Genomic DNA, 15,464 nt, shown 5'->3' with positions numbered 1-15,464 from the left:
GGCGGCAAGTATTCCGCCTGCCGCGCAGAGGCGCTGCGCGTTGCGGCAGGCTGGACGAATGACGGCAATGTATCTAATTGATTGGCCGTTGCGGTTCCCTGCCTAACTGGCGGGCGGAACCCGACGACCGACGGAAGACGACCGACGGAAGAAGACCCGTCACAGAGAAACCCTGGAGAGAGAAATGGACATCGCAAAGCTGACCGCGCCTCGCGACCTCAGTCCATTTTCGGAAGCTCTCCATGCCTGCCTTTCTCGTTCTGGATTCCATCTCGCTGGCCACGCCTGACGGACGCCCGCTGTTCGATGGATTGACGCTTGCCATCGGGCGCGAGCGCACCGGCCTTGTCGGCCGCAACGGCTGCGGCAAATCCACATTGCTTCGCCTGATCGCGGGCGAGATCGAACCTGCGGGCGGATCGCTGCAACGCATCGGCTCGATCGGCATGCTCGCGCAGCTGACCGATGAACGGCTGACGGTCGACGAGGCGCTCGGCGTCGCCGGCGATCTTGCCCGCCTGCGCCGGCTCGAACGCGGCCAAGGATCGCTTCAAGAATCGCTTGATGACGCAACCGAAGCGGACTGGACGCTGGAAGCGAGGATGCAGGCGGCGCTGGTCGAAGCCGGACTGCCGTCACTGCCGCTGCATCGCCCGATCGTCTCCTTGAGCGGCGGCGAGCGAACGCGCCTCGCGCTGGCGCGCCTCCTGATCGAGGCGCCGGATCTCTTACTGCTGGACGAGCCCACCAACAATCTCGATACCGACGGCCGGCAGGCCGTGGCGCAGTTGCTCGAACGCTGGCGGGGCGGCGTCCTCGTCGCCAGCCATGACCGCGCGCTGCTGGAACGCGTCGACCGCATCGTCGAACTGACGCCGGTCGGCATCAGCATATTCGGCGGCGCGTGGTCCGCCTTTGCCGAAGCGCGCGAGGCGGCCCGCGCCCGCGCCGCTGACGACCTCGACCGCGCCTCGGATGCCCTGCGCAATACCGAGCGCACGCTGCAGAAGGCGCGGGAAAAGAAGGCGCGCCGCGACAAGGCCGGCCGCGCCTGGCGCGCCAAGGGCATCGAGGACAAGATGTTCATGGACCGCGAGAAGGAGCGCGCCGAGAACAGCGCCGCGCGCGAAAGCCAGCTTGCCGGCCGCCTGATCGACGAGCGCACCGAGGCGCTGGAAAAAGCCAGGGCGCAAGTCGAGATCCTGACGCCGCTTTCGATCGATCTGCCGCGCACCGATCTGCCCGGTGGGCGCGAACTTATCGCCTTCAAGGACGTGGCGATGGCCTTCGGCGAGCGCCATCTGTTCGGACCGCTGTCGTTCGATGTGCGCGGACCCGAGCGGATCGCTATACGCGGCGCCAACGGGAGTGGCAAGACCACCCTGTTCCGGCTGATCACTGGCGAGCTGAAACCCGCGCGCGGCGATGTCCGCCGTCACACCGACCGCGTTGCCGTGCTCGATCAGCATATCGGCCTGCTCGACCCCGGGCTGAGCATTCTCGACAATCTGCGCCGCCTGAATCCGGAGCTCTCGGCCAACGCGGCCCACGCCGCGCTGGCGCGGTTTGCGTTCCGCAACCGGGCGGCGCTGCAGACCGCGGCCACGCTCTCAGGCGGCGAGCGGCTGCGCGCGGGCCTCGCCTGCGTATTCGCGCGCCCGCAACCGCCGTTCCTCCTGCTGCTGGACGAGCCGACCAACCATCTCGATCTCGCTTCCATCGAGGAACTGGAAAATGCGCTGCAAGGATTCGATGGCGCGCTGATCGCCGTCAGCCACGACGAGGCATTTCTGAAGGCGATCGGGATTAGCCGCGAGATCGTGCTCGGCTAGTTCGAGCGCGGTGGCGGATTGGCGACCTGCGGCGTCAGCGCAAGCGGCGGACGCGGCGGCCTCGGCTTGGCGGCGCCCGGCGCGGGCCTCACGTCGATCGGCGGCGGCAGCGGCGCAACCTGCGGCTGGCCCGCGACGGGCGCGGGCGGCGCATTGACCACGGGTGGACGCGGCGCCGTCGCCTTCTTCGCCGGAGGCCGCCGTGGGTCGCGACCCTTTGGCGTCACCAGTGCGGGCGGCAGCGTCGCTTCCGGGATCGGCAATTGTCCATCCACGGGCGGCAGTACGATCGGCGCCGGCGCCGGCGGCGGCGGTTCGCCACGTTCGATGGCATCGAGCCTTCGGGTTTCGTGATCGATCGCGCGGACCGCCAGCCATGACGACAAAGGGGCAACGTCGACACTGCGGCTGAGCGCGTCGGGCGTGCCCACGGCAAGCAGTTGAATCTCCGGACGCCCGGTCGTCATCGTCAGGGAAAGCGCGGCGCGGATATCAGCCTGATCGGCGGCGATATCGTATCCGCCGGAGACGGTGGCCCGCACGCCATTGCCGTCCAGCGTCGTGGCGCCCACGCGAAGCCGGCCGTCCCTGACGGTGAACGGGATCTGCGCGGAAGGAACCGCGAGCGCGCCGGCCGGAAGGGCGGCTTCGACGATCTGCTTCAATCGAACGTCGTCCTTTGCCTGACCGCTGTCATTGGCGCGGACCGCTACTTCGAAGGCGCGCGGATCGAGGCCTGAGATCCGCGCCGCCTCCAGCGTCAGCGTTCCGCTGCCGGACAGCGCGCCCGCCAGCGCCGAGGCGCTGCGGCCCTGGCTCGTCAGCGTCATCTGCATCGACGCGCGGCCGGCAGGCATCGTGAGGTTGCGATAACGCAGCGCCGTGCCGTCGACACCGGAGAACTGGACGCTCCCGTTCAACGCAATGCCGTTCGCGCCCGGCTTCGCATCCACACTGGCGGTGACCTCGCCGCCGCCGATCTTCCCCTTGATGGCATCGAAGGTCAGCGACTGGCCGTCGCTCTTGACCACGCCGCTCACCGGCTGCAATTCGCTTCCGCCCGGCAGCAGGCCGCGCAACGCCTGAAACGCGATCCTGCCGCGCCAGCCCTTCGCGAGCCCGGTGCTGAGCGGCTCGGCGGCATCGTGTCCGGCGGCGCCGAGCGCCAGGGCAAAGGCCGGCGCCAGCGCGAGCTGCTCGGCGCCGATTTCGCCCTCGATCTCCTTCTCCTCGCCGAGCGTCACGGCGAGGCTGCCGCGCAGGCGCGAACCGCCGAGGCTGCTGTCGAGGTCGTCGAAGGTCAACCTGTTGCCGGTGAGCTGCACGCGCGAAGACAGGCCGATGTTCTGCGCCAGCGTATCCGCCGGCTTGAGATCGAGCAGCGGCCCGAAATCGGCGCGGCGAATCCTCAAGGAGAGACTGCCGTTGGCCTCCTGCGCCCATGGTTCGGCGGAGCCTTCCGCTTCGGCTTCAAGTCCCGTTCCCGAGATCTTTGCCTTGAGCCGCAACGGCCCGCCCCACGTGCCTGTCGCACTGCCCTCGAATTGCGCCGGGCCGTCGCCCGCCGCCACCGCGCGATCGAGGCCGAGCAGGACAAGCAGAGCGCGGCCTTGCTCGGACGACAATTTCGATTCGATCCCGACATCACTCTGCCGGAGCGCGGTGAGATCGATACCCTGGATGGCCGCCACAGTTGGCCTTGCGGTGATCGTGGTGACGCCCTTGAGCAGCGCCGAGTCAAGGTCGGCCGTGGCGCGCGCCTGGACGCGATCGGACTGTCCGGCAATCCTGGTGAGATCGAGCGCCAGTTTCAGGCGCGCCGGGCCCGTGCCGGGCGCCATCGCATTGAGCCGCGCGGCCAGCGCCGGTGAAAAGGGGACGATCAGGCTGGTCAACCGACTGAGCGAGGCGGCGCTCGAATTGAGCGCGAACCATCCGGTCGCGCTGACGCGGTCGAAATTACCCGCACCGTCCAGCGTCACGCTTTCAAGCTGGCCGATCTTCAACTGCTCGAGCGATATCTTCGCCGGCGAGTAGGCCAGTCTGGCGAGCAGCGGACTAAGCTCCTGGCCGGCGGAGGTGGCGCGGCCGATGTCGAGCGAAAGCTTTCCCTCATCCGGCCACTCGCCTTGCGGCCCCGCCAGCGACCGCGCAAAGGCCGTGGCGGCATCGAGATCGAGACGCTCCGCCTTCAGTTCCGCATCGACCCGGGAGCCGTGAATGGCTTGCCGGTGCGACACCACCACCCGCCCCTCCACCGTGCCGCCCTCGATGTCGGCTTTCATGGCGTCGATGGCAAAGCCCTCAGGCGCAACGGTCACATCGCCGCGCAGCCGAAGCGGCTTCTGGCTGCGATAGGCGATCTCGCCGCGGCCCTGCAGCCAGGTCAGCAGCGCCTCGGGATCGGAGGATTCGACGCTGAGCGCGGCCTTGAAGCGGTCCGGCGCAGCGACCGTCGCACTGGCCTCGCTGAGCGAAACCCTGGTGGCGCCGGGTGCGCGGAACTCCAGTCTTCGCAGATGCCAGAATTTGTCGTCACCATGCAGCTCGGCAGCGATGTCCTGCAATGGGCGTCCGCCCAGCATGACCTGCTCGGAAGCGAGTTCGACCTGCGCGGGGATCGGCAGATGCGGAATGACTGATGTGAGCGCCCGCAGCGCCGGTAACGCGCGAACCGGCTCAGTGGCATTATCCTTGACATTGTCCTTGGCGACGAACCTGTCGGCGTCGAGCTGACGCGCCGATAGCGCCGCGCGCAACAGCGGCGCCACCCCGAAACGGATGTCGCCATTGCCTGAAAGTTTCAGCGCGCGCTCCTCGGCGCCATAGGTCACCTCGATTTGATCGAGTCGCGCCGCCGAATAATCGGCCTTGACCTTCGCGGCAATGCGCCACGGTGGGTCGTTACCCTTGCCTTTCTGGCCGGGAGGAGCGGCCAGCGTGATCGCGCCTTCGAAGCGGGGGCTGCGGGAATCGAAGTTCAGCACGCCGTCGAGATCTGCCAGGAGCAGGCGCCGGCCCGGGTCGATATTGAGATGAATGCGGGTGCCATTGCCGTCAGGACCCTGCCCCGAGGAGACGCGGAACGGATAGCGCGTGCCCGACAGCATGAAGTTGCCGTCGCCGCGGACCGAGCCGGCCAGCGAGCGCACGTCGCCACTGAAAGCGATATCGTTCAGTTCGAGCGTGCTGCGGCTGGCCGCGTCATGGAGGGCGATGCGCCCGGTGAGATTGAGCCGGTCGATCGCCAGCGAACCCAGATTGACCGTCCCGGTCGATGCCGGCCAATCGATGCGTCCCTTGGCGTCGAGCCCGAGATCGAGCGACATGCCGTTGATCGTCAGTTCGGTGGCGCGCACCTCGCCGCGCATCAGCGAGCCCAGGCTGAATTCCACGTCGAGCTTGTCGGCGCGAACCTTGCCGAGATCGTTGGCGCCGCCGACCACGACCGAGCGCAGTTGCAGGGACGGCGCCGGCAACAGCCGTGCGTCGAGCTTGCCGCCGACCCGGACCGGCGCGCCAACGATTCGCGTCGCCTCAGCCTCGAATTGCGGCCGGAACTGGTTCCAGTCAATGAAATATGGCCCGACGAGCGCGGCAATCAACGCAATGATGAAGGCGATTGCCAGGCCGAGCAGCGTCGTCTGCACGGTATCTCCCCTTGAACCGCCCCGGCGCGCAGGCCGCGCTACGCCGAACCCGGCCCCGGAGCAGCCCGGAATATAGAGGCAAGTGCGGCGATGTCACAGCGGCATACTGACAGACGCCCCAACCGGCTCCAAGCACCGGAGCCGAGGGTTAAAAACGCCCCGCCAGGGCGTTACCAGCTCGCCGGCAGGCGTTTCAGGCCGCGCAGCACGAAGGTCGGCCGCCATTCCGGATTGACGGCGTCATCCAGCCGCAGGTCCGGGATCCGCCGAAGCAGGGTCGAAATCGCGACCTCGGCCTCGATCCGCGCCAACTGGGCGCCGAGGCAGAAATGGATGCCGCCGCCAAAGGACAGCGGCCTTACATTGGGCCGGGCGATATCGAGGCGTTCCGGATGGTCGGGATAGACCGCCGGGTCATGGTTGGCCGAGCCCAGCAGGCACAGCACGCTCTCGCCCTTCGGGATACGTTTTCCCCCGAGATCGTCGATGTCTTCCAGCGCCACCCGGCCGGTCAGTTGCACCGAGGAATCGTAGCGCAGGAACTCCTCGATGGCGTTGGTGATGAGCTCGGGCCTGGCCTTGAGCAGCGCAAGCTGGTCGGGATTGCGATACAGCGCCAGCAGGCCGTTGCCGATCAGGTTGACCGTGGTCTCGTGGCCCGCGCCGAATAACAGAATGATATTGGCGGTCAGTTCCTCGTTGGAGAGCTTGCTGCCGTCTTCCTCGGCTTGCACCAGCTGCGTGATCAGGTCGTCACCGGGGGTCTTCCGCCGCAGCTCGAACATCTGCTGGAAATACATCGCCGCCATCACATTGCCGGCGTTGCCCTGCTTGATCTCGTCCGGCGTCAGCGGCACCGGATCGAGCAGGCGTCCGCCATCGCGCGAACCGGTATAAAACACCTCGCGATGCTCTTCGGGGATTCCGAGCATGTCGCAGATGATGGTGACCGGCAGGCGGAACGCGAAATCCTCGATCAGGTCCATCTTGCCCTGCGGGATGATGCGGTCGAGCGTCTCATCGACGATCTGCTGGATGCGCGGCCGCATGTCCTCGACCCGGCGCGCGGTGAAGGCCTTCACCACCAGCCCGCGCAGGCGGGTATGGTCCGGCGGATCCTGCTGCAGCATCCAGTGGCTCATGCTGCGGAACACCGGCTCGTCCATGATCTTGGGACCGTAGCGGCGAATGGTGCGCTCGACATAGTCCTTGCCGAACCGCTTGTCGCGCACCACGAGGCTGGCCTCGGCGTGGCGGCTGCAGACATACACGCCGAGCGGCGTCAGGTGCACCGGATCGGTGGTGCGCATCCGCTCGTAATGCGGATAGGGATCGCGAATGAAATCGGGGGACAGCGGATTGAACAGCGGCGCGCTACTGGCAGGCTGAACGTGCTCGTTCATGGTGACCTCAACTGGTTGCTATGCGCAGTACAGCGCGTTTCCCCCGGGTCGAGCGATCGAAACTCGATACATTGTTGTATTGAGTTGCATTCTCGCCTAAACTGGGCAGATGTCAAGAGTGCGAACGAGACCCACCAGGGACGACACCCGCGAAAAGCTGTTCGAAGCGGCGGCGCGCGTGTTCGAGGAACAGGGAATCGGCGGCGCCAGCATCGAGGCGATCGCGGCGGCGGCCGGCTTCACGCGCGGGGCGTTCTATTCGAACTTCAGGAGCAAGGACGAACTGATCATCGCCATGCTCGAGGATCACGTCGAGCAATCCATCGGGCGCATCCGCGACCTGCTCGAGAAGCACAGGAACCTTGCGGATTTCATCGATGCGCTGAAGACCATGAACCGCAGCCAGCAGGATCCGCTCGGCCGCTCTCCCCTCTTGCACATGGAAATGATCCTGTTCGTGGCGCGCGCCGAAAAGCGCCGGCCTGAACTCGCCAAGCGGCTGCGCGCCCGGCGAAAGCTGGTCACCGACATTATCGAGACCACGGCCAGGAACAGCGGCAGGACGACCATTCTCAACCCGACATGGGCCGGCGCGCTGGTGCTGGCGCTGGAGGACGGCTTCCGCCTGCACCGCCTGATCGACCCCGAGACCACGCCACCCGACAGCTTTTTTCGCGCCATCGGCGACCTGCAGAGGACGATGGGAATTTCATCGACCTGAGACGAAAATATCCGCCTCGTGATCGGAGACGGTGCGGAAGTGCTGCGAAAGACGTTCGACATTGAAGCGCGCGCCCGATGAGCGGCGATCGCGAGCCTTGCAACAACGGCAGCTAACCCGCGTCGCTTCTGATGTGCGCCTTGTGCATTTGTCCCGCGACCGCCCTCACCTTGCCCGGCGACGCCCGCCAGATCGCAACCGCCGACAGGATGCTGACGGCGATGCCGATCGCAAAGGCTGACGTGTAGCTGCCCGAAAGATCGTACAGCACCCCGGTCGCCCACGGGCCCGCGGCGCCGCCGGCCAGCGCCGCCAGCATAATGGTGCCGAAGATGCTGCCATATTGCTTGCCCTGAAAGATTTCCAGCACCACCGCGCCCATGATCGACGTCAGTCCGTAGCCGAGTGCGCCTTGCGTGAAGATCATGAGATAGACCAGCGGCAACACCGGCGCGAATTTCAAGGCGATCAGCGCGGCGAAACAGATCGCAAAGCCGGCGCAGCTGATAGCCCAGATCCATTCGCGCCCGATCCGGTCGGAAAGATGCCCGAGCCAGATCTGGCCGGGAATGCCGAGCAGGCTGACGACGCCGAGCGCCCACACCGCGACGTTTGCGCTGAAGCCGATGTCGAGCAGAAATTTGGTCTGGTGCACCTGCACCGCGTACCAGATGTACAGGCCACAGAAGTAACCGATCGCAATCCACCAGAACCGAGCGGTGCGCAGCGCGCGGCCAAGCGTCCAGTCAGTGCCGGCCCACATGGGATCGACGACGTTCGAGCGAGGCGCGGCCGATGTCGCCGACGGCGCCGCATCGCCATCCGGCAGCAAGCCGATATCCTCGGGGCGCTTGCGCAGCAAGAAATTGATCGGCGCGAGCACGGCGAGCACCAGGATGCCCATCGCTGTACAGGCGGTGCGCCAGCTGGTCTGCTCGATCAAATGCTGCACCCACGGCAGCAACGTTACCGAGCCGATGCCGACGCCGGCAAAGGCGAGCCCCATGGCGAGCCCGCGGCGGCGAATGAACCAGTTCGGCAGAAACAGCGATTGGCCGGAATAGCCGAGGCACACACTGCCCGCGCCGACCAGCACGCCGATCGTGAGATAGAGATGCCATGGCTGCGTCGTCAGCGGCGCGAGCAACAGCCCGCCGCCCATCAGCGCGACGCCGAGCTCCATCACCGCGCGCGGCCCGAAGCGATCCATCATGCGCCCGATCAGCGGACTGACGGCACCCGACACCACGAAGCCGAAGGAGAAGGCGCCGGCCGTGACGCCGCGCTCCCATCCGAACTCGGAAATGATCGGCGGAAAGAACAGCGAGAACGCCGTCCGCGCATTGACGCCGATCGCCATGGTGACGAACGTCACGACGACAATCAGCCAGCCGTAGAAGAAGGGAAGACGCATTGGGTACCTTCTTGTGTGGCTCCGAATACCGGCAGCCTTGGCCGAAAGGTCTGTTTCTGTTCGAGCTGGTTCGCGGGCAAAGCCCGGAAACGCCTAAAACGCATTAAATGTGAAGCACTTCATATCTGATCGAGGAAAAGAAAGGCAGCATGTTTTGGAAACCGAGGCCCGAGATCGCCCTGAGCCTCGGCCGGGGTGGTCTGATTTGTTGGCGCAATTGGAAACGTTCGGCCTTGCTATCGACAAGGCCGTGTCCGAAAATAGTAGCGCTTCCTCGAAAGACCCGCACGGCAGATGGTTCGAAACGATCTCACCAGTGCTTTGGACGATCCTGAATGGGTTGTACGGACCCTAATGTTCGTCGACGTGGTCGAGTCTGTTCGACTCATGGAGGAAAACGAAAATGACTCGGTACGACGATGGCGACAACTCGTAGGGACCGTGGAAAGAGATATCTTGCCCTCCCATCGGGGTCGTCTCGTCAAGAGCCACGGCGACGGCCTGTTACTCGAATTCCCAGTTGTACCGCCCGCGGTGAAAGCGGCCTTTGCGCTACAGCGTGCTGGTGCGAGCGCCAACGAAGGGGTGCCGCCCAACCAGCAAATCTTGCTTCGCATAGGAGTGCACTTCGGTCATCTGCTGGCGGACGATCACGACGTCTACGGGTCCGGGGTAAACCTTGCCGCTCGGCTCACTGGGTTGGCCGGACCGGGCGAGATCGTTGTTTCTGCGGATGTGCGCGACCAGCTTACGCCCGTGCTCGACGCGGACATCGAAGATTTGGGTTCGTGCTACCTGAAGCATCTTCATCAGCCGGTGCGCGCATACCGCGTTGGCCCACCAGGACCACGGCCGGTGATTGAACCTCACGCAACATCGATGCCGCAGCTCCGCCCGACCATCGCGGTGATCCCGTTTGCCGAACGCGCTGATCAGCCAGAGCATTCGGTCGTAGGCGAAGTTCTTGCCGACGAAATCATTTCAGCCTTGTCGCGCTCGTCGGAACTGAATGTCATCTCTCGCCTCTCAACAACCGTATTTCGCGAGCGCGAAACATCTCTTGACGAAGTCAGCCGGTATTTGAGCGCCAATTATGTCTTGTCTGGCGCCTATCGGAAACTGGGAAACAAGTTACGGCTAAATGTCGAGCTGACGGCATCCGAGCCCGGCACCATCGTTTGGTCCGAAAGCCTGGACGGCAATGCGCTTGCTCTCATCAGCGGCAAAGACGGCGTCGTTGAAAGCATCGTTAGCGGCGTCAGCATGGCTGTGATGACTCGCGAACTCCAGCGCGCCCAATCTCAGCCGTTGCCCACTCTGGAAAGCTATACGCTGCTCATGGGCGCGATCGCCCTGATGCATCGGCTTTCGCCGCAGGATTTCGATCGGTCCCGGCAAATGCTGCAGGCGCTGACCGAACGCGTTCCTCGACAGGCGATACCGTGGGCGTGGTTGGCCAAATGGTACGTCTTGCGGATCCAGCAAGGTTGGTCCAACGAGCCGGCAGTGGATACCCAACTGGCTCTGGACTGCGGGCGACGGGCACTCGATGCAGACCCGCAATGCTCGCTCGCGCTGGCCATCTCGGGCTTTGTGCATACCAACCTTTTGAGGCGGTTTGATATCGCCGAAGAACAGTATGACCTTGCGCTGCGAGTAAATCCGAATGATTCAATGGCATGGCTGTTGAAGGGCACTCTTCACGCATTCAAGGGTGAAGGAAAGATCGCGACTGACCACACGCAACGCGCGTTAAGGCTCTCGCCGCTGGACCCGCATCGATACTTCTATGATTCACTCGCCGCAACGGCCGCTCTTTCCGCCGGGCAATACAAACGGGCAATCGAGCTTGCCAAGCGATCGCTGCGCGCAAATCGCACCCACACCTCCACGTTTCGTGCGCTCGCGATTTCGCAATGGCAGCTTGGATTGCACGACGATGCGCGCAAGACGGTGAGCGAACTGCTGCGGCTTGACCCGAGTCTTACGATCTCGGGATATCGGGAACGCCATCCCAGCAGCGGGTTCGAGACCGGCAAGATTTGGTCAAACGCACTACAAGGAGCGGGCGTGCCGCAATAGCATAAACAGGAGGGCGGTCGATGGCTACGATGGGTCCTGAAGGCGGAGCAGGCGGCGCGGGTCTGTTGGGTGGGGCTGGCGGTGCGGGCGGCGCTGGTGGTGCTGGTGGTGCTGGTGGTGCCGGCGGTGCTGGTGGAGCCGGCGGCGCCTCATACGGCGGCTATGGCTCACTAATTGTCTCCGATGCCCTCATCAAGCAGCGTGACGGCATTGTCGGAAACTGGTTGGGGCAAACGATTACCCCTCCTCCGCGCTACCTTGACGATAAAACCAATCTTTATGCCTGGGAGCCGTGGGTACGGGCAGCCATCATTGATTTCGACTTGTTGTCGCATTTGTATTTCAGCCGGCACACGGAAAATTTCAGTTATCAGGATAACGGTCAAACCGTCACGAAGACGTCGAATGATGCAATGACGATTTGGCACCTTCACTTTGCGTCAACCGCGGCTCCCACCGCCACTTCTAGCAGGGTTGCCACCTTCATCCGTCCCACGGACTCAACCTTCACCAAGCAGCTTGATTTTCTCGATCAGTATTCGGACCTGCGCGAGGATCGCGCCTCGGAAATCCTGTCCGAGCTTGGAGCGCCATATGCATTCTGGAGTTCGGTCGTCAATCTTCATCCTGACCGTACGAAAAGGACGATCGAACTAATTGACGCAGCGCTAAGGCTCGCCAACTTCGTCGAAATGCGTATCAAGCATGCGTTCGCGTGCCGCCGACCGAACGAGCTGTCGTCTCAAGTACAGCCGATTATTCTCACGCCCGGGCATGGCGCGTTTCCGAGCGGACACGCGACCGAGTGCCACATGGTCGCGCGCGTTCTCTGGGAACTGCTCGGCAAAGGAGCGGACCTTGGCGAGCAACTGATGCGAGAAGCTGCGAGAATCTCTGTCAATCGTACCGTGGCGGGCGTTCACTTCCCGGTCGACACCGCGGCTGGACAAGTGCTTGGACTTACGCTGGGCCGCTACTTTATTCAACGGGCCACAGGAACAGGAAGCGGATCGCCCCCTTTCGACGCGTGGCGTTTCGACGGCGAGCGCTATCCCGACCGCCTCGATTTCGATTTCCATCACTTTACACCGGCGATGGATACAGAGAGACCTCATCCCGGCATCGTCCCGCCATTTGTCGATCCGATAGATTCACAATGGCCGGAGCGATCGGACGTCCTCGGCTGGCTCTGGGATGAGGCCAAGACCGAGTGGAAGTAATTTTACGCGGCTCGGCCGGTTACTCCACAGACTTTGGGGTTCGTCAATGCTCGGAAACGCAAGCTTGATTGCTCCTGAACTCGAATGGGCGGTCGCCACGCAATTCGCCTACCTCCGCGGGCAGTGGTTTCGGGTGCTTTTGGAAGTGGAGGAATCGGTCGTTTCCTTTGTGTCGGCCGTCCGGGATCTGGAGGCTCAGGACCTGTTCATCATCCCACGTGTCTTTGAGAGGCCGCCGAACGGCTTCAAACCGAGCGACATCACATTCTGCATGGCCATTGTGAATCGGGATACACTCGAACTGCTTGTCACGGAGGGCAAACTGCGCTTGTCATCCGGGGCAGCATTTGATCCTACGGTCATTGCGAAGTTGACCCGGCTCGCGGCTCTGATCAAAACCATCGAACTAGGCACGCCTATTGAGATGTCCTTGGCGAAAGAAGGTTCGTACAGGGAGATCGAAGCCGAACCCGTGGAAGAATCCAAGGTGACCACGCAAAAGGTTGTCGTCGGTGTGATCGACGACGGCCTGGCATTTGCACACGAACGGTTTCGCTTCAGCAATGGTAATACCCGATTCAAGTATTTTTTGAACCAGGATGACCCTGCATTTTTCGTGCTCGGGCCAGGGATCGAACTGACCGAGAGCCGGATCAACCTGTTGCTCGGGCAATGCACGCACTCAAATATCGTGGATGAAGATCGGTTCTATCGGCGGACCGGACAGAATTTGGTCGCTCGCCGCGCCAAGCACGGTACTCATGTCATGGACATTGCCTGCGGGCTCGATCCGCAGCAAGCAGGTCCCGATGTCCCCGTTCTTATTGGCGTTCAATTGCCGAAGTGGGTGACTGAGGAAACTTCTGGCGCTCTGCTTACCGCGACAGCGATTTATGCGATCCACTACATTTTGAATCGCGCTGGCCACCTTCCGGTGGTCATCAATCTAAGCTATGGCTTCATCGCCGGACCGCATGACGGCACAGCGCCTCTTGAACGTGCGATTGACCAATTGATCGCGACTCGCACGACTCCATTGCGCGTCGTTCTGCCCGCCGGCAATCACTACCTCGCGCGATGTCATTCACGTTTCGACCTGCCTCCGGCGACGTCACCGAACACTCCGGACGAAATACTGCGCTGGCGCGTCCAACCGGACAACAAGGCCGACAGTTTCATGCATATTTGGCTGCCGCTGCGAGCACCGGATGGAACTCGCCCGCAAATCGCCGTCCGCCTCGTAGCGCCGAACGGTGAGACGTCCAACTTGGTTCATCCCGGCAGCGCCTGGCCTCCGATAGGTCCGCCGAACGTCCGCTTCCGGCTGCGTTCGGTAGACGTTGCCGGAGAGCGGCCGTACATTAAGTTGGCGCTGGCGCCGACCACGACTATGACCGCAGGCGTTCCCACCGCGCCTTCAGGCACTTGGCGCGTTGAAATCCATAACCTGGGAAGTGCTTGTCCGGTCGATGCATGGGTGCAACGCGGCGACACGCCATTCGGATACCCACTCTGGGGGCGGCAATCGCGATTCGATGACGATCTTTACCAGCGGTTTGATCTGGCCGGGCGGCCGCAGGAGGAGGATGCAGGCCTCAGTTCCATTCGCAGAAGAGGCACCATCAACGCGCTCGGCACCGGACAGCGCGCCATCGTGATCGGCGGATTCCGGCGCAGCGATTGCCGCCCTAGCCGCTATTCCGGTGCCGGGCCCGTTGCAACACCGACTATGGCCCTCCCTCCACGAACCGGCCCGGACGCCGCTGCCGTAGCGGACGATTCCGTTGCACTGCACGGCGTTCTCGCGGCTGGCACTCGGACCGGTTCGGTCGTAGCAATGGATGGAACGAGCGTAGCTGCGCCACGGATTACACGACTGATTGCGGAATGGATGAGTTCGGGACTGCCGAGCGACCGCGCCGCTCTAAAAACGTTTGCCGGAACTCATGACTCCTGCCCGCCCCTAACAATACCAGCGCCGGACCAGCGCATCGGCGCAGGCAGAATTGGATCACCTCCAACGCATCGCTGGCGGCGGTGGCCGTAGTATTAATCGCGGCGCGAAATGCCGAAGACGCGATCGCCCGCGCTTAAGTCAGGTACGCCGCGTCCAACGGTCGGCATTGACCGCGCCGGCCGGGACCTCGCCCGCAACGATGGCCTCCACCTGCCTTACCGTCTCCAGCGACTGGCTCTCGATCGCCGGCGGCGTCAGTCCGCCGATATGCGGCGTCGCGATGACGTTCGGCAGTTTTGCCAGCTCAGGCGACGGCATCTGGTCCAGCGCGCGGCCGACATCCATCGCGGCACCGGCGATGCGGTTTTCGCGCAACGCCGCTGACAACGCGGCCTCGTCGACGAGATTGCCGCGCGACAGGTTGATGAAGAAGGCATGGCTCTGCATGCGCGCCAGCGCCGCCTGCCCGATCAGGTTTTCGGTTTGCTCGTTGGCGACCGCGAGACAGACGACAAAGTCAGCGCGCGCCAGCAGATCGTCGAGCGGCACATGCCGGATCGTGGCATCGCTCACGGTTGCAAAGGGATCAGCGACCAGCACCTCCATCCTCAGCACCTTCGCGATGTCAGCCAGGTAACGGCCGATGCTGCCGTAGCCGATGATGCCGAGGCGGCTGCCGGCCAGTTGCCGGCCCATGATGATCTCGGGCTTGCGCTCCGAATGGTAGTCGGCGGTCGCGCGCGAGACACCGCGCGACAGATCGACCATGAAGCCGACCGCGAGTTCGGCGACCGATTGGACGAAGCCCGGCCCGGCCCGCGTCACCAGCACGCCCGCCGCGGACGCGGCTTCGACATCGATATTGCGGATATCGACCGCGCAGCGAACGAAAGCGCGCAAGTTTGGTAGCGCCGGAAATATCTCGCGTGGCCCCGCCGTGAGCCGGTCGGCCACGATGATATCGACCTCGCGTGCGGCCTCGATCAGCCCGGTGGCGTCGAGCGCGTCGTTCGATTCATGCAGCTTCACCTGTGCGATGGCTTGCAGCCCCTCGAGGCTGCGCTCGCCATAATACTGGGCGCGAGACTGGGGCGTATGGGTCAGCAGGATTTTCAACGCTGGCGGCTTCCCTGTCGATCGCCATGACATGTGGCGTCACGGCCGGCACATCTATGGCAAAGCCGC

At 63.8% G+C, this 15,464-nt stretch carries 9 protein-coding genes; 5 read left to right on the top strand and 4 right to left on the bottom strand.

Going from position 1 to position 15,464, the window contains the following annotated elements; translation table 11 throughout:
• Nucleotides 1–242: 242 nt before the first annotated feature.
• Nucleotides 243–1,832, top strand: a complete 1,590-nt coding sequence (locus tag V1294_RS12185; RefSeq protein ID WP_334497333.1) for an ABC-F family ATP-binding cassette domain-containing protein — start codon at nt 243–245, stop codon at nt 1,830–1,832.
• Here the strand turns inward: V1294_RS12185 and V1294_RS12180 are convergent.
• Together V1294_RS12180 and V1294_RS12175 are read right to left on the bottom strand one after the other, a co-directional pair.
• Nucleotides 1,829–5,482, bottom strand: coding sequence for an AsmA family protein (locus tag V1294_RS12180; protein WP_334497331.1), 3,654 nt, complete (start codon nt 5,480–5,482; stop codon nt 1,829–1,831). The genes V1294_RS12185 and V1294_RS12180 overlap by 4 nt on opposite strands.
• Before the next feature lie 170 nt (nt 5,483–5,652).
• Nucleotides 5,653–6,885 carry a cytochrome P450 gene (locus tag V1294_RS12175; RefSeq protein ID WP_334497329.1) on the bottom strand — a complete coding sequence of 411 codons (1,233 nt, stop codon included), beginning with the start codon at nt 6,883–6,885 and terminating at the stop codon, nt 5,653–5,655.
• Nucleotides 6,886–6,994: 109 nt separating this feature from the next.
• Between V1294_RS12175 and V1294_RS12170 the strand changes: the two genes are divergently transcribed.
• Nucleotides 6,995–7,606, top strand: a complete 612-nt coding sequence (locus V1294_RS12170; protein ID WP_334497327.1) for a TetR/AcrR family transcriptional regulator — start codon at nt 6,995–6,997, stop codon at nt 7,604–7,606.
• Nucleotides 7,607–7,718: 112 nt separating this feature from the next.
• On the opposite strand, the gene V1294_RS12165 is transcribed toward V1294_RS12170, so the two are convergent.
• Nucleotides 7,719–9,020 carry an MFS transporter gene (locus V1294_RS12165; RefSeq protein WP_334497325.1) on the bottom strand — a complete coding sequence of 434 codons (1,302 nt, stop codon included), beginning with the start codon at nt 9,018–9,020 and terminating at the stop codon, nt 7,719–7,721.
• Nucleotides 9,021–9,374: 354 nt separating this feature from the next.
• Between V1294_RS12165 and V1294_RS12160 the strand changes: the two genes are divergently transcribed.
• Genes V1294_RS12160 through V1294_RS12150 form a run of 3 tightly spaced genes read left to right on the top strand, consistent with a single transcriptional unit; the run spans nt 9,375 to nt 14,369 of the window.
• Nucleotides 9,375–11,102, top strand: a complete 1,728-nt coding sequence (locus V1294_RS12160; protein ID WP_334497323.1) for an adenylate/guanylate cyclase domain-containing protein — start codon at nt 9,375–9,377, stop codon at nt 11,100–11,102.
• 20 nt (nt 11,103–11,122) lie between these two features.
• On the top strand, nt 11,123–12,322 hold the full coding sequence (locus V1294_RS12155; RefSeq protein WP_334497322.1) for a phosphatase PAP2 family protein: 1,200 nt from the start codon (nt 11,123–11,125) through the stop codon (nt 12,320–12,322).
• A gap of 46 nt (nt 12,323–12,368) precedes the next feature.
• Complete coding sequence (locus tag V1294_RS12150) at nt 12,369–14,369, top strand: S8 family serine peptidase (RefSeq protein ID WP_334497321.1); 2,001 nt, start codon at nt 12,369–12,371, stop codon at nt 14,367–14,369.
• Between the two features lie 48 nt (nt 14,370–14,417).
• Here the strand turns inward: V1294_RS12150 and V1294_RS12145 are convergent, their stop codons facing one another.
• On the bottom strand, nt 14,418–15,395 hold the full coding sequence (locus tag V1294_RS12145; protein WP_334497320.1) for a hydroxyacid dehydrogenase: 978 nt from the start codon (nt 15,393–15,395) through the stop codon (nt 14,418–14,420).
• Between the last annotated feature and the right edge of the window lie 69 nt (nt 15,396–15,464).

The organism is Bradyrhizobium sp. AZCC 1678 (genome assembly GCF_036924765.1).
Classification (GTDB): domain Bacteria; phylum Pseudomonadota; class Alphaproteobacteria; order Rhizobiales; family Xanthobacteraceae; genus Bradyrhizobium; species Bradyrhizobium algeriense.
Note: the sequence above shows the minus strand (reverse complement) of the source record. Positions and strands in the feature narration are given on the sequence as shown.

Bases quoted from the DNA above. Each gene is read 5' to 3' on its own strand.
- V1294_RS12155 (WP_334497322.1), top strand. From the start codon at position 11,123: ATGGCTACGATGGGTCCTGAAGGCGGAGCAGGCGGCGCGGGTCTGTTG.
- V1294_RS12150 (WP_334497321.1), top strand. From the start codon at position 12,369: ATGCTCGGAAACGCAAGCTTGATTGCTCCTGAACTCGAATGGGCGGTC.
- V1294_RS12165 (WP_334497325.1), bottom strand. From the start codon at position 9,020: ATGCGTCTTCCCTTCTTCTACGGCTGGCTGATTGTCGTCGTGACGTTC.
- V1294_RS12185 (WP_334497333.1), top strand. From the start codon at position 243: ATGCCTGCCTTTCTCGTTCTGGATTCCATCTCGCTGGCCACGCCTGAC.
- V1294_RS12175 (WP_334497329.1), bottom strand. From the start codon at position 6,885: ATGAACGAGCACGTTCAGCCTGCCAGTAGCGCGCCGCTGTTCAATCCG.
- V1294_RS12160 (WP_334497323.1), top strand. From the start codon at position 9,375: ATGTTCGTCGACGTGGTCGAGTCTGTTCGACTCATGGAGGAAAACGAA.
- V1294_RS12170 (WP_334497327.1), top strand. From the start codon at position 6,995: ATGTCAAGAGTGCGAACGAGACCCACCAGGGACGACACCCGCGAAAAG.